We start from the raw sequence: 14,536 nt of genomic DNA, 5'->3' as shown, positions 1-14,536 counted from the left end.
AGGGGAATTACCTTTTATGAAGTCCGCACTCTTTGGTTTCCGGATTTTCCCACCACCAGCGGCCGGCACGCACATCTTCGCCGGGTTCGATAGCCCGGGTACATGGCTGGCAGCCAATACTGGCAAATCCTTTTTTGTGCAGCGGATTGACGGGGACGTTAAACCGGTTTACATAATCCCATACCTGTTCTTCTGTCCAGTCAATGAGCGGATTAATTTTAATCAGATGATTGTTTTCGTCCCATTCAACGGTTTGCATGTCTTTTCTTGTTACCGACTGATCGCGTCGCAGACCGGTTATCCAGGCATCTAAATTACGGGTAGCCCGCATCAGCGGTTTGATCTTGCGGATATGGCAACACAATTTCCGGTTTTCAATGCTGTCGTAAAACAGGTTGATGCCTTTTTCTTTCACCATCTGTTCCACATCGGAAGCATCCGGAAAAAAGACTTCAATGGTTATTTTATATTTTTTAGCTGTGCGGTCAATCAAATCGTAAGTTTCCGGGAAAAGCCGTCCGGTATCCAGTGTAAAAATTTTAGCTTTTTTGTCGATTTGACTGATCATATGCGTTAAAGCCTGATCTTCCAGTCCCATGCTGGTGGAAAGGGCAATTTTTTCTTTAAAGTGATCCAAAAAGAAGGTAATAATTTCCTGCGGCGATTTATTTTTTAACTGCCGGTTCCATGCTTTAATTTGTTCCTGGTTTGTCATGCGTTCTTTTTTTCAGCCGCAAAAATAAACGAAATTTCTAACGGCTCGGTTTTTCTCCCCAGGCATGCGGAATCCGGTTGTAGGCCGCAACGAGCAACAGAACAAACAAAGAAGAACCGACGCCGAGTACTACGTTCCACGGTTCGCGGGTTTCAAGTGCCAGTCGCATAATGATCGTGGCCAGAGCAAAACCCGAATTACGAAACAATATGCGGTAATGGTTGCTGTATCGCAACGAGATGAAAACCAGTAGAATATCGTTGAATATCAGGATGGTGAAAAAGTAATGGAAGAAGTTGAAAACCTTTTCCTGATTGAAAAAGAAATAAATATCGGTGGCAATCATCACCGTAAAAATGACAAGTAAAACAAGGGCAATCAGTTTTTTCAGATTGATGAACGATTGTTGTTCTTCGCGGTTTTTACAGATGCTTTTATGGCGGTCGATCCGCCGGATAAAAATAATGACGCAAAAAATAATTAAAGCGCCAAATGCATCGGTAAACATATAAAATACTTTGCTGTGAATGGCTGTCCAGGCATAACTTTCAGGAAATTCACCGAACAATTTAAAAGCATCGCGTAGTAAAATAAGCGAGAGAATTTGTAGTTGCGCTTCCATGGAAACAGAAACCGATTTTACCAGCGAAAAAACCAAACTAATCACCTCGAAAAACAGTAAAAAGGTAAATGCCAGTTCGATAGCTTTAAAATGGTTGTCGGGGACAAAAGACCAGGATATGGCGTGATTGTGTTTGAGAACGATGAGTAGGATGGCCAGTAAATAGACGATAACCAGCAGGGTAGCCAGGATTTTTAAAAAAGAACGGCTTTCCCATTTTTTTTCAATATCATCAAAAAGTGCAGCAAGACGGAGTGCCCACGGCGATTCAGTTAACGACATAACATTCAATTTTTTGTGTAAAAATAATGTTTTTTAAAAAATGATTTGATCGGCATTGTTTTGTCCGAAAGGCATTTATTTTACTTTTTCTATTTAAAATGAAAACAAATAACGTCAGAATGAAAAATATGCTTTTAAAACCGGTTAAATGACAGGGATTTTGTTTAGGTTTGTACAGAAGAAATGCCATCGCCAAATTTCCCCAAATTTTCCGGTTGCTTTCATTTTTTACGTTTTAATAAATTTTGTTATGTCAAAAAAAGTTTTTGTTGGGAATATTGCCTGGAGTGTGTCGGAAGATGATCTGGGTGGAACTTTTTCCCAATATGGAGAGATTGAAGATTTGGTGATCCTGAAAGACAGGTACACCCATCGTTCAAGAGGTTTCGGTTTTGTTACTTTCAGCGTAGATGCAGATGCTGACAAGGCCATTGAAGCCTTAAATGGTTACAGTTTGAATGGCCGTGATTTGGTCGTTAATGAAGCCAAACCCCCGCGCCGCGACCGGTATTAAGATCCCGTAGCAATGAACCTTTTAAAAAGAGAAAGCCACTGAAAAGACAGTGGCTTTCTCTTTTTTTTTTGTTTGGGCATCTGATGAACTAACCGTTTTTTACCACTTTATTATTTTTTGAATCCGGTTTCCTTTTTGGGTTTTTACTTTCAGGATATAAATTCCGGGTTTTAGGGAAGTCGTGTTCAGTGAATAACGGTATGCGTAAGGCGTACAATAAAGAAGCGTTTTTCCGGTAAGCCCGGTGATTTTTATCGAGAATATCCTGGATTGGCTTTCGAGAACAATGCGGTTCTTAAACGGATTGGGGAAAATATGTATTTTTTCCTGTTGCTCCGAATTATCCGGAACAGAAGTTGTCTGTTCTTTAACGCTTAATACGACAAAGTTTACAGAATAGGCATGGGCCGGGAAAAGCCTGTCGGGCTGCCAGACTGTGAAATAAGGTTTTACTTTTGCGAAATCTTCCGGTCCGCCGCCAGGAGTGGTGCCGGTTTGTCCGTTGATGTAAAATTTTTTATTGGTGATGTGAATGTTGTCAGCATACACAGCGTACCACCAGGCAGAATCCTGTTCTGCAGTTTGCGTTATCCCTTGAATATTGAGTTTGATATTTTGTTGTTTTGACGATTCATTAATCAGGCACAAACCAATTTTTCCGTCGCTGAAACGGGAAGCGTAAATTTTTACCGAATCGTTATCTGATGTCGCATTGATCAGATAATCACCAAAATAAGACCGGTAGTACCGAAAGTCCATGTAGGCCTGTCGTGGTGAATAATCCGGTTGGTCAGGATCTGCTACAGCGATAACGCCGTGTGTTCCGGGAGCCCATTTCCATTCGCCTACCCAAAGGGTAGCCATTCCATAGTCGTTTTTCATCAATTCGCCGATTACCTGCGCTACAAAAATGGCATTCGCCATGGTGGTAGTCAGATCGCCCCGGTTATTGTATTCTGTCATGGCAACCGGAAAATAACCCCGCGGTTTTCCGGCCACGCTTTCGGTAAGATCATCCAGCATTTTTTTGATGGAGCTCACCTGTGGCAATGCCGAAAGGATATCCTGATAAGAAGTGTGGCTAAAATTGGTAAAATAATTATGAACCACAAGAAAATCGGCATCGTCTTTTACTTCAGCCAATACCTGTCGGTTCCAGTCGCCATCTTTGGAGTAAACAACTGCTCCGATTTTAATGGTGGAATCCACTTTTTTCATCTCGCGGACAAAAACCCTGAAATCTTCGCCGTATTCTTTTCCGGTAACCGGTACGCCATCCACGGTATACCCGGTTTCCCAGGATCCGTAGCATTCGTTACCGATTTCCCAGTATTTTACATGGGCTCCCAGTTCCACATTCATTTTACGGACAAAACCTGCCGCATATTTTGCTGCCTGAAGTACTCTTGCTTCGCGGGTTCCTTCAGATGTTATTCCGTAACGGGCATAAAAATAGTTGACTACAATGGTAGCTTCACCGTTTACGGCTTTTTTAAAAGCGGCAAATCCGGCAGGAGTAAGGTATCTTGAAAGTGAACCATCAATAGGAGTAAAATCAACTTTGGTGGAATCGGGCAGCTTTCCGTCCCAAAAATAGGTGTTGCTTCCGCTGCCGGCCGGAAAACGGTAAACGCCCCAGCCTGATTCCTGATATAACGGTATGCGTTTTGTTGCCATGGATGCTCCACTGCGAAACGTGGTGTTGACGCCGAGTTGTACCGGAAGGATGGGGTATAAGCTATCATGAATATCCACGTTGACATTGGCATCAACAACGCCGCTATTCCAGTCTTTTTGAATGGCCGAATCAGGACAGGCAAAGAATTTGGGTTTCCAGGTTTCCTGAAAAAAATTCCGCTGTTGACCCATCAGTGATGTTCCCCATCCGAAGAGGAATAAAACCAGAAAGAAATTTTTTTTATACCAGCGATATCCCATCGATCAAAATCCGGTTTGTTCTGCCGGCAAATGTAGCAAAATCTATAGTGGAATAATTTTTATTCCGGAATATGATGAGCGATTTCTTTCGGATAACACAGGAAATATTTGGTTGTGGGTTTCGAAAGCAGATGGATATTTAGCTGGTCGGATACTTCGGTAATATCTTTCACTGTGCCGTCTTTAAAAAGGATATTGATCTTGTCGTTTCCGGGATGGTAAGTGTAGTTGGCCGTTTTTTCAAAAAAGACAAAATAGTCGGTTTCTTCTTGTGAAAGATGATATTTTTTAGCGGTTTGTTTTTTAATCTGTTCGATTTTTTCTTCCGCGAAAGGGGTGTTTTGCATTTCAATTCGAAACAAACGCCGGTTAACCAAACCATTGCTCAGATGCGATAAAATCTTGTCCGGATGATTGGTCCACAGTTTAAAGGATGTGAAAATGTCATAATCATCCAGTTGTGCAAAGGTGTTTAAAACGGTTTTGTCTTGTATAAACTGATCTTCCCGGATGTCGTTTTCCAGAAAAAACTGTAGTGCAGGGGTGGCTGCTTTTGGTGTTTTTCCGTTCCGTGCCAGCCATTTGGCACGTTTTAACAGGTGGATGGCCATGTATTCAGCTACCAGAACTGTTTTGTGCAGATAAACCTGCCAGTACATGATCCGGCGGGCGGTAATGAATTTCTCTACCGAGTAAATGCCTTTGTATTCGATTACTGGTTCGTCATGCGCAATTTCCAACATGTTCAGTAATCGTTCGTAATTGATGGTGCCTTCCGAAACTCCGGTGAAAAAACTGTCTCTTTTCAGGTAATCCAACCGGTCCATATCAAACTGACTGGCAATAAGCCGGTGTAAAAAATGTTTTTTGTATTTCCCCTCAAAAATTTCAATGGCCATTTGTAGCCGGTCATTAAAAGTGTGGTTAAGCAGTTTCATAAACCACAGTGAAATTTGTTCGTGGCTTACCTGGTGAACAATGCTGTGCTCCAGTGCATGAGAATAGGGGCCGTGTCCGATGTCGTGTAAAAGCATAGCCGTTTCGGCGGCCAACGCTTCTTCGCGCGTAATTTCGTGTCCTTTTATTCTTAATTCGGCCAGTGCTTTTTTCATTAAATGCATCGCTCCCAATGAATGGTGAAAACGGGTATGAAGGGCACCCGGATAAACCAGATGGGCCAGTCCGAGTTGTTTAATGCGTCTTAAGCGTTGAAATACCGGATGCTCAATAATATCGAACATGCTTTCGTCGGGAATACTGATGAATCCGTAGACCGGATCGTTGAAGATTTTCCTTTTGTTAACCAGCGGTTTGCTCATAATTTTTGTTAAATTTGTTTGCTTCCTTCTTTGTATTGGAAGAAAAAACGGAATTTTGCAACAGACGGAAAATCTATCTTTTGCATGAAAATCCGTTTTGTTATTTGTAAATTGATACAAAAATAGTTGAAAATGAATAAAACCCGTATACTTTGGGCCGATGACGAAATTGTGATGTTGAAGCCCCATATAATTTTTTTGGAAGAAAAAGGCTTTGAAGTGGAAGCGGTAAACAGTGGCTCGGAAGCGCTGGAGAAACTTTCGGAAGAACATTTTGATATCATTTTCCTGGATGAGCAAATGCCCGGACTGAGTGGAATAGAAGTGCTGGAAAAAATAAAAGAAATTCAACCTGGTCTTCCGGTGGTGATGATTACCAAAAGTGAAGAAGAGTCAATTATGGAAGAGGCCATAGGCTCGAATATTGCTGATTACCTGATCAAACCGGTGAAACCCAGCCAGATTTTGCTTTCGCTGAAACGAAATCTTGAAAACAAAAAATTGACCAGCGAAAAAGCTACCCAAAACTATCAGCAGGAATTTAGGGAAATCAGTATGCGACTGCAAGACCGGCTTTCTTTTGAAGAGTGGGAAGATGTTTATAAAAAACTGGTTTACTGGGATCTTGAATTGGAAAAGTCAGAAGATGAAGGGGTTAGTGAAATTCTGAACATGCAATTAGCGGAGGCAAATACCGCTTTTTCCAAATTTTATGAACGCAATTATTACAACTGGTTGCATGGAAAAACCGAAGAAAAACCCGTATTGTCGCATACTTTGCTCAAAGAGAAACTTTTCCCTCATCTGGAAAATAGCCGTAAACTTTTCCTTTTTGTGATTGATAATCTGCGGTATGATCAGTGGAAAACCATTGAGCCCATGATTGCCGAATATTTCAGGATAGAATCAGACGAGCTATATTATAGTATCCTGCCAACAACGACGCAATATGCCCGGAATGCTCTTTTTGCCGGATTAATGCCTTTGGAAATCCGTAAACGTTTTCCGCATTACTGGAAAGACGAGCAGGAAGAAGGGACAAAAAATCAGTTTGAGGCGGAGCTTTTCGGAGAACTTCTTAAACGTTACGGGAAAAAAACACGATTCTCATATAATAAAATCCTGCGACAGGAAGAAGGACGCAAGCTGGCAGAAAATATTACAAACCTGATGGATTACGATCTTAATGTTATTGTATTCAATTTTGTAGATATGCTGTCGCATGCCCGTACTGAAATGGAAATTATCCGGGAACTGGCCGATGATGAACCGGCTTACCGTTCGCTAATGAAGTCGTGGTTTGAACACTCTTCTCTTTTTGAGATGATTAAATACTTGTCGGACAAGCATGTGAAAATGATGATCACCACCGATCATGGTTCGGTCAGGGTGCAAAATCCGGTGAAGATTGTGGGAGACCGGAATGTGAATACCAATCTTCGTTACAAATTTGGGAAAAGCCTGAATTATAATTCGCGTGATGTGTTTGAGATGAAAGATCCGGAACAGTTTTTCCTGCCTAAGCTCAATGTCAGCACCCGTTGGGTTTTTGCCCGTAGCGCCGACTTTTTTGCTTATCCTAACAATTACAACTATTATGCCCGGTATTATTCCAATACTTTTCAGCATGGTGGTATTTCTTTACAGGAAGCGCTTATTCCTTTTGTTACCCTGAATTCTAAGCTCTAAATGGAAAATAAAATTCGTTTGTCAGCTCTGGAAGCATTGCCATCTGCGGCTCAGAAGATTTTATCCACTTTTCCTGATCAGCGTATTTTTGCTTTTTACGGGGAGATGGGAGCCGGGAAAACGACTTTTATCCAATCGTTTTGCCGGCAGCTTGGAAGTAATGACAATGTGAGTAGCCCGACTTTTGCACTGATCAATGAATATAAAGACCGGAATGGAAATGCCATTTTTCATTTTGATTTTTATCGCATGAAACGGCTGGAAGAAGCATTTGATATAGGCTTAGAAGAATATTTGTACAGTGGCAATTACTGTTTTATGGAATGGCCGGAGAAAATAACGGAACTTTTACCGCCCACTTACGTAAGAGTTGACATTGAAGTAAAGGATAATCTTGACCGGGTTATCCGTTGGTCTCTTCAGCAAACATAAATACCGGTTTATGACCGAAAAAGGAAAATCATATCTGAAACTGTCAGAAAAAGGGAGCCTGCTTCCCTTGGAGGAAACACTGGAGCGGGTTCCTTCGCGTAAAAAATTTGTGATTGGGATTCCCCGCGAAAAAGACGAAAATGAAAGGCGTATTGCGCTGGTTCCCAATGCAGTGGATTTACTGGTGCAGAATGGCCACCAGGTGATAATGGAAGAAAATGCCGGAAAAGCAGCCCATTTTTCGGATGAGCTGTACGCCGCAGCCGGGGCAACCATAACTTCGGCAGCTGATGAAGTATGGCAGGCCGATGTTATTGTGAAAATTGAAGCTCCAGATGAACAGGAACAGGAACTGGTGCGCAAAAGCCAGGTGCTTTTTTCAGCCCTGATGCCGCAAAGTAATAATGGGGCTTATTTTAAAAAAATGATGGCCAAAAAACCGGTGGCGGTGGCTTACGAATGGATAAAAGATAAAACCGGAGCATTTCCTCTGGTGCGCTCTATGAGTGAAATTATCGGAAATGCATCGGTGATGATTGCCGCGGAATACCTGAGTAGCCCGAAATACGGAAAAGGAGTGATGCTGGGGGGCTTTCCGGGTATTCGTCCTTCGGAAGTGGTAATTATTGGTTCGGGAACGGTAGCGGAATATGCTGCAAGAACAGCTTACGGAATGGGTGCTTTGGTCAAAATTTTTGATGATTCCGTTTATAAAATGCGTGACCTGCAGAATAAGCTGGATTTTCGGATCTCTTCTTCTGTTTTACAACCGGTTTTGTTGCAGAAAGCATTGCGTGAAGCAGATGTGGTGATTGCGGCAAAACATTCCTCCAACGGGCATCCTTCCTGTTTTATTCACGAAGAAATGGTAAAACAGATGAAACGGGGAGCGGTCATTGTCGATGTGAGCATTGATCAGGGCGGTTGTTTTGAGACATCGCGTCCTACATCGCATCAACATCCTGTTTATCAGGAATATGGAGTTACCCATTACTGCGTTCCGAATATTGCTTCCAAAGTGCCTCATACAGCTTCTTATTCTTTGAGTAATTATTTAGCAGGCGTTTTGTTGCGTATGGGCGAAGCAGGAGGAATTCAACGTTTTATTGTGCAGGATGCTCCTTTTAGTCATGGTATATATGTTTTTTATGGCGCATTGACCAATAAACATATAGCGGATACCTTTGATTTGCCTTTCCGGGATTTAAACCTGCTTACATCGGCTTTATTTTAAAATAAACCATAAAAAAATGCCCTGTTCATCAAGAACAGAGCATTTTCTCTGGAAAATCTTTCGTTTTATTTCTTTTGGCTGGTTGAGTTAATGGTACTGCTGATTTCCATGGGAATCTCCATACCGTTCTTTTCCAGTTTCATTTTAATATCTTGTGTGAGATGAGCAGATATTGGCCAACCGGTTTTGGTGTTAATTACAATGGTTCCGCTTTGTGTTCCGCTAAGGTTTAAAGTTTGTCCATCGATTTCGTTGGCTGTAATTGTCCCGGAAACAGAAATAGTCGCTTTTTTCCCTGAAAGTTTTTTAAGCGTATATTTCATGTGGATTTTCATGTTATCTGTTTTCATAGGCCGGATATCGGCTTCCCAGGTGTCACCTACTTTGATTTTGTGTTTAGGGAATACAATATAATTATTGCTCGATTTCAGGTTTGAAGATACTTTGCCTCCTTCATTTATTAATTCACTGATGTCATAAGAACCAATGTTTCCCGAATGGTCCATGGTGATTTTGTATGCTTTTCCAATCAGTTTGTTAAGGGCTTCCCCGATTTGTTTTCCGCGTCCGGAAGCATAGGTGGAAGGATCAGAAGAATCGTATTTCAACTCCTGACCAAACATGGTTTGATCCATTGTCATCTTGTCCATGGTGTTGGAGGTAACAATAGAATCCGCACTTACTTTCTCTACTTTTGTGGTAATATCGGAACTGATAACCTGATTCATGTTCATGGTTTGGCCTTGGGCCGTAATGGTGATATCCTGGTTCGTAGAGGTATGGGTGATAAAAGTTTCTCCTTTTTTCAAGTTATACTTCAGGAAAACTTTTTTTTGTCCGTATGAAAATACAGGCAGAACAATGGCAAGAGCCAAAATCAATTTAAAATTTTTCATGTTCATGCATTTAAAAACTAAAATTAAATAAAAATTTATAAGAGAGATAAGGTTTCATTATTATTTGGTATTCATTAAAATGGGGTATCATCATCGCTGTCGTTCATTTTTGAAGGAACCCGGATTCCTTTTCCGTAGTTTTCCTGGTCTGGATCCATACCCGGCGCATCCAGATCTTCAAATTTGGCATACTTGGCAATAAATCGAAGCTTGACATTTGCCGTGGGACCGTTTCGGTGCTTAGCAATAATTATCTCAGCCTTTCCTTCGGAACTGGTATTGTCTTCCATCGTATCCAGTCCGTAATATTCCGGCCGGTAAATGAACATCACAATATCAGCATCCTGTTCAATGGCTCCTGATTCACGCAAGTCGGAAAGAATGGGCCTTTTGCTTGTTCCGGTTCGGTTTTCCACGCTTCTGCTTAACTGTGAAAGGGTAAGTACCGGTACATTAAGCTCTTTGGCCAACGCTTTTAACGAACGGGAGATGGTACTGATCTCTTGTTCACGATTTCCCCGGTTTTCCCGTCCAAGGGTCATGAGCTGTAAATAGTCAATAAAGACCATTTGAATATCGTGTTGCTGTTTCAATCGCCGGCATTTGGCCCGTAATTCAAAAACGGAAAGCGCCGGAGTATCATCAATAAAAATTTTGGCATTGGCCAGCGACTGGATTTTTGTGTTCAGCTGATGCCATTCGTAATCGGCTAATTCCCCTTTTTTTAGCTGGGTAGCCGGTAGTTCCGTTTCGCTGGAGATCAGACGGGTAACCAGCTGTACTGCTGACATCTCCAGAGAAAAAACAGCTACCGGAATATCAAAGTCAACGGCTATATTCCGGGCCATGGAGAGCGCAAAAGCTGTTTTCCCCATAGCCGGACGGGCTGCCAGAATAATAAGGTCTGATTTTTGCCAGCCGGTGGTAATCCGGTCCAGTTCGGCGTAACCTGATGGAATACCCCTGAAATGGGTGTCCGCATTTTTGGCGTTTTCAATGTCTTCAATAGCCTGTTTGATTAATGAAGGCATGTCTTCAAAGTTCCGCCTGAGATTCGATTCAGAGACGTTAAAGAGTCCCTGTTCAGCTTTGTCTAACAGATCGAAAACGTCTGTAGTATCTTCGTAAGCGTCTTTGATGATTTCAGAAGAAATATGAATCAATTCCCGCTGAATGTATTTTTGGATAAGGATACGGGCATGGTATTCTACATTGGCAGCAGAAGCTATGCGGCTGGTAAGCATGGTAATGTAATAAGGTCCGCCAACCATCTCCAGCTCGCCGCTGCTTTTTAATTCGTTTGTAACGGTAAGGATGTCAATAGGCTCTGATTTTCCAAACAAGCGGAAAATGGCTTTGAAGATTTTCTGATGCGCTTCTTTGTAAAAGACTTCCGGTTTTAAAATGTCAATGACGGCTGAAACGGCATCCTGCTCAATCATCATGGCTCCCAAAACAGCTTCTTCTAAATCAACTGCTTGTGGAGGTACTTTTCCATGTTCTAAAAAAGCATTTCCGGTAGTGGAGGGCATAAAACCTTTTTTACTTTTTACCTTTACTTGTCCCGTATTTTCCATTTTTCAAAAATACAAATTGCAGACACTTATTTTTCGTCTGTTAATAAATATTTTTACGTCTTGTTTTTCAAATAATTATATAAATTTTGGGTAAAGCCGATCTGGTTTTTCAGAATTCCTTCTGTTGTTTGTTTTAATTCTTCAGATGGAAAATCTCCGGAGGTGAGCTGTTGTATCCATTGCATTCCGGCTTTTGTGGTGTCGGTTTCTTTGGCTGGGGGCAGGGACAAAATATTGGCCATCCGTTCCGGGGAATAATCGCCATGAATAAGGTAATGATACACGGTTCCGTTTTGGAAAAGTTCCTGTAATGATTTGATTTTTTCCCGGGCTTGTTGTTTTAATTCTTCCGGAGCCGATTCTTCTAAGAAACCATTTAATTGGTTTTTGTCATAGAGGATAATTTTTGGATACTGCATCGATATTTTTTGGAAAAAATCCAGGCTTTTCTGTATGGGATTGTGATGGGGAAGAAAAAGTTCTAGTTGGTACTTTTGTTCTTTGGTGTCGAAAAGGACAGCTGCTACCGGCAAATGCTGGTAGGGTTTCATGCCGTTAAACAGCGGAACAGCCGGGCGTATGATAAGTAGCGACAGGAAAACAGGTTCTTCTTTTGGATGGCTGAAAGAAGCATTTAATTTTTCGTGATGAACAGCCAACGATTTTTGAAGGGCAGCGGTAATCTGCAATTTTTGCTGTTCATTTAAGTTTTTCAAGGGAATCAATTCCGGCCGGTCTTCTCCCTTTTGATATTTCTCAAACCGGAATTTTTTGTCGAAAGTATCAAGATAAAGTAAGCTGTTTGCCGGTATTTTTTTCCAGCAATGGCCTAAAAAATCACAGGGATACGGATCATGACAATGAATGCCAATGTCAATCTTCGGAGAAGATTTTGCCTGTAAGGCGGCTTTTTCTTTTTCAATCTGTGAAACAATGTATGGCTGAAGTTCTTTTATCTTTTGCAGAACACTTTCTTTGGTGAAAAGTTGTTGCAGATCCAGTTTTTCTTTTCGTATGTAATCCGGATTAACTGTGACCAGGAAGAAATCATCCAATTCAATTCCTGCACCGGTGATCACATAGTACTGAAATGCTGCATCCAGCAGGAAGGTGTCAGAGATTTTTAAAGAACTTTTTACTTCATAAGCCCGCCATCCATGGTTATTCCTGACCAGGATATCCAGAATAGTTAACATCTGCTTATGTTGAAACGTGGCTTCGTATAACACCGGATGTTGATTTTGCCGGATAATTTCCAGGGTTTCCATTGCTTTTTTCCGGAACTGAGAAGGAGAACGGGGTTTGCAATCGATGCCATCCGGAAAAAGCTGTTGTGCCAGTAATCCTACGTCGGTTCCCCGTTTAAAAATAGCCTGTTGAGCCTGGCTTAAGCGATCGCGTAAAAAAGGCCGTTTTTTATTCAGGTAAAGTGATTTTAAGCATTGTGTTCCCCGGATAAAGGTCGATTTTGAGATGATGTGTTTTTCCATGTTTTTGGGATAATGTTGCCGGTTAGTTCATCACAACAAATTCATCCTTGATTAAAGGGAGCCCCTGGTAACGTCGAAAAAGCTGGAGCGTGGTGAGAACGTCTTTTTGGCAATAGGTAACAATTCTTTCCAGATCTTTTTCTTCCCAATATACACGGGCCACATCACTTCCGTTAATGTCATCTTTTGGGGTGGGAATATTAAAGATGGCAGCCAGCAGTTCCAGGGATGTGTAATGCTTATAGTCACCAAATTTCCACAATTCCAATGTGTCAAGTAATTTTATTTCCCAGGGTTTTTTGCCGGCAAGATCCAGGATTGATGGCAGGGTAATTCCATTGATCAGCATCCTACGGGCCATATACGGAAAGTCAAATTCTTTGCCATTGTGGGCACAAAGCAATGATTCCGGTTGGTTATAATATCTTGAAAGCATTTGAGCCAGTTCTTCAAGCAGGATTCTTTCATCATCACCGTAAAATGATTTGATACGAAACTCACTTCCGTTCATAAATCCACAGGAAACGCATACAATTTTCCCAAATTCGGCATAAATTCCTGCCTGTGGATACAGCTCTGCCGGAGTCAGCTCTTCGTCGCGATAATTCAATCGGGCTGCTTTTTTCTTCCAAAGTTCCTGAAATTTTTCAGGAAGCTGTTCGTAGTCCGGATAGGCTGGAACAGTCTCAATGTCCAGAAACAGAATGTTTTCCAGGGATAGGTTATTTAGCATACTAAAATATTTTTCTTTCGTGAAAATAGAAAAAAATCAAAAATAAGAGGACTTCTTGCTAAAACTTTATTTTTGTATCATGAAAACTGGAGCATTGACAGTGACCCGTGATGGTTCGCATACCCTTTATAATGAACGTGCTGGTGAGCACTATCATTCTACGTTCGGTGCCATTCAGGAATCAAAACATATTTTTATACAGGCGGGACTATCAGCATATCAATCGGTTACTGAAAAATTGCAGGTGCTGGAAATTGGTTTCGGAACCGGGCTGAATGCCTTGCTTACTTTGTTGTGGGCTGAAAAAAATCATCAAAAGATAAAATATTGTGGGGTGGAAGCTTTTCCTTTGCCCGATGTCGTGATAAAACAACTGAATTACCCGGAATTATTGCATGTTGACAGGGCTTTGTTTGAGAAAATGCATCAGGCAAAAGCCCCGGTATGGGTAAGTTCTTTTTTCGAAATGCAGCTTTTACCAGTGAGTTTTCAGGAATATGAAGCTCCGTTAAATCATTTTCATGTCATTTATTTTGATGCTTTTTCGCCGGAAAGTCAGCCGGAAATGTGGACAGAAGAAGGATTCCTGAAATTGTACAAGACGTTGGTACCTCAAGGAATTTTGGTTACGTATTCTTGTAAAGGCAGTGTAAAAAGGGCTTTGAAAGCTGCTGGTTTTCAAATAGAAAAACTTCCGGGGCCTCCCGGAAAAAGAGAGTTTTTAAGGGCTGTGGCAAAGAAATAGTTAATGGATTTCAAAGGTTTTATATCCTTGCGGAGGAATCCATTGTTTTTCTACTTTCCGAACGTGGGCCCACGACGGGCCTTCTTCACACCATAAAAGGAAAGCTTCCAAAGCGTCCGTATTGCCTTCGGCTTCGATATAAACACTTCCGTCCGGCCGGTTTTTGACATAGCCGGTAATTCCCAGTTCCTCTGCTTTTTTTTGCGTGTAATACCGAAAGCCGACACCCTGAACCCGTCCATATATCTGTAAAATGACCCCTTTTTTGTCCATTCTTTTCTTTTTTTTATGGCTTTTTAATTCCCTAAAATAAGGGATTGTGAACATGGATTGCAAAAGTAATCATTCCC

At 41.5% G+C, this 14,536-nt stretch carries 14 protein-coding genes; 5 read left to right on the top strand and 9 right to left on the bottom strand.

The annotated features are described in order from the left end of the window. Nucleotides 1-7 precede the first annotated feature (7 nt). Both LA303_RS08520 and LA303_RS08515 read right to left on the bottom strand, forming a co-directional pair. Nucleotides 8-715, bottom strand: coding sequence for a phosphoadenylyl-sulfate reductase (locus LA303_RS08520; RefSeq protein WP_240524856.1), 708 nt, complete (start codon nt 713-715; stop codon nt 8-10). 37 nt (nt 716-752) lie between these two features. Next, nucleotides 753-1,619, bottom strand: a complete 867-nt coding sequence (locus tag LA303_RS08515) for a hypothetical protein (RefSeq protein WP_240524855.1) — start codon at nt 1,617-1,619, stop codon at nt 753-755. Nucleotides 1,620-1,869: 250 nt separating this feature from the next. On the opposite strand from LA303_RS08515, the gene LA303_RS08510 reads away from it, so the two are divergent. Further along, nucleotides 1,870-2,133 carry an RNA recognition motif domain-containing protein gene (locus LA303_RS08510; protein ID WP_240524854.1) on the top strand — a complete coding sequence of 88 codons (264 nt, stop codon included), beginning with the start codon at nt 1,870-1,872 and terminating at the stop codon, nt 2,131-2,133. Nucleotides 2,134-2,232: 99 nt separating this feature from the next. Here the strand turns inward: LA303_RS08510 and LA303_RS08505 are convergent, their stop codons facing one another. Both LA303_RS08505 and LA303_RS08500 read right to left on the bottom strand, forming a co-directional pair. Next, nucleotides 2,233-4,071, bottom strand: a complete 1,839-nt coding sequence (locus LA303_RS08505) for a T9SS type A sorting domain-containing protein (protein ID WP_240524853.1) — start codon at nt 4,069-4,071, stop codon at nt 2,233-2,235. Nucleotides 4,072-4,130: 59 nt separating this feature from the next. Further along, a complete protein-coding gene (locus LA303_RS08500; RefSeq protein WP_240524852.1) occupies nt 4,131-5,390 on the bottom strand; it encodes an HD domain-containing protein in 1,260 nt (419 codons plus the stop codon). Between the two features lie 132 nt (nt 5,391-5,522). Here LA303_RS08500 and porX point away from each other — a divergent pair, with 132 nt between their 5' ends. From porX to LA303_RS08485, 3 genes are read left to right on the top strand one after another with little or no spacing between them, the layout of a single operon-like run. Beyond that, nucleotides 5,523-7,079 carry a T9SS response regulator signal transducer PorX gene (porX, locus tag LA303_RS08495; protein ID WP_240524851.1) on the top strand — a complete coding sequence of 519 codons (1,557 nt, stop codon included), beginning with the start codon at nt 5,523-5,525 and terminating at the stop codon, nt 7,077-7,079. Continuing rightward, on the top strand, nt 7,080-7,511 hold the full coding sequence (gene tsaE / locus LA303_RS08490; protein WP_240524850.1) for a tRNA (adenosine(37)-N6)-threonylcarbamoyltransferase complex ATPase subunit type 1 TsaE: 432 nt from the start codon (nt 7,080-7,082) through the stop codon (nt 7,509-7,511). A 10-nt stretch (nt 7,512-7,521) separates the two neighbouring features. Next, complete coding sequence (locus tag LA303_RS08485) at nt 7,522-8,745, top strand: alanine dehydrogenase (protein WP_240524849.1); 1,224 nt, start codon at nt 7,522-7,524, stop codon at nt 8,743-8,745. Nucleotides 8,746-8,810: 65 nt separating this feature from the next. Here LA303_RS08485 and LA303_RS08480 read toward each other — a convergent pair whose 3' ends face one another. From LA303_RS08480 to LA303_RS08465, 4 genes are all read right to left on the bottom strand, one after another. Continuing rightward, nucleotides 8,811-9,641 carry a DUF6263 family protein gene (locus LA303_RS08480; RefSeq protein ID WP_240524848.1) on the bottom strand — a complete coding sequence of 277 codons (831 nt, stop codon included), beginning with the start codon at nt 9,639-9,641 and terminating at the stop codon, nt 8,811-8,813. A 74-nt stretch (nt 9,642-9,715) separates the two neighbouring features. Then, nucleotides 9,716-11,173: a replicative DNA helicase gene (gene dnaB, locus LA303_RS08475; RefSeq protein ID WP_240527125.1), complete on the bottom strand. Its 1,458-nt coding sequence runs from the start codon at nt 11,171-11,173 to the stop codon at nt 9,716-9,718. Nucleotides 11,174-11,271: 98 nt separating this feature from the next. Next, nucleotides 11,272-12,708: a DUF2779 domain-containing protein gene (locus LA303_RS08470; RefSeq protein WP_240524847.1), complete on the bottom strand. Its 1,437-nt coding sequence runs from the start codon at nt 12,706-12,708 to the stop codon at nt 11,272-11,274. Between the two features lie 22 nt (nt 12,709-12,730). Then, the gene (locus LA303_RS08465) at nt 12,731-13,441 is read right to left on the bottom strand and encodes a 3'-5' exonuclease (RefSeq protein ID WP_240524846.1); all 711 of its coding nucleotides are present in this window, start codon (nt 13,439-13,441) and stop codon (nt 12,731-12,733) included. Between the two features lie 79 nt (nt 13,442-13,520). On the opposite strand from LA303_RS08465, the gene mnmD reads away from it, so the two are divergent. Then, nucleotides 13,521-14,186, top strand: a complete 666-nt coding sequence (mnmD, locus tag LA303_RS08460) for a tRNA (5-methylaminomethyl-2-thiouridine)(34)-methyltransferase MnmD (RefSeq protein ID WP_240524845.1) — start codon at nt 13,521-13,523, stop codon at nt 14,184-14,186. Here the strand turns inward: mnmD and yccX are convergent, their stop codons facing one another. Continuing rightward, complete coding sequence (gene yccX / locus LA303_RS08455; RefSeq protein WP_240524844.1) at nt 14,187-14,459, bottom strand: acylphosphatase; 273 nt, start codon at nt 14,457-14,459, stop codon at nt 14,187-14,189. Nucleotides 14,460-14,536 lie beyond the last annotated feature (77 nt).

Source organism: Candidatus Sulfidibacterium hydrothermale (genome assembly GCF_020149915.1).
In the GTDB taxonomy this organism is placed as follows: Bacteria; Bacteroidota; Bacteroidia; order Bacteroidales; family F082; genus Sulfidibacterium; species Sulfidibacterium hydrothermale.
The sequence above is the reverse complement of the archived record's forward strand: the minus strand, read 5'-3'. Positions and strand labels throughout refer to the sequence as shown.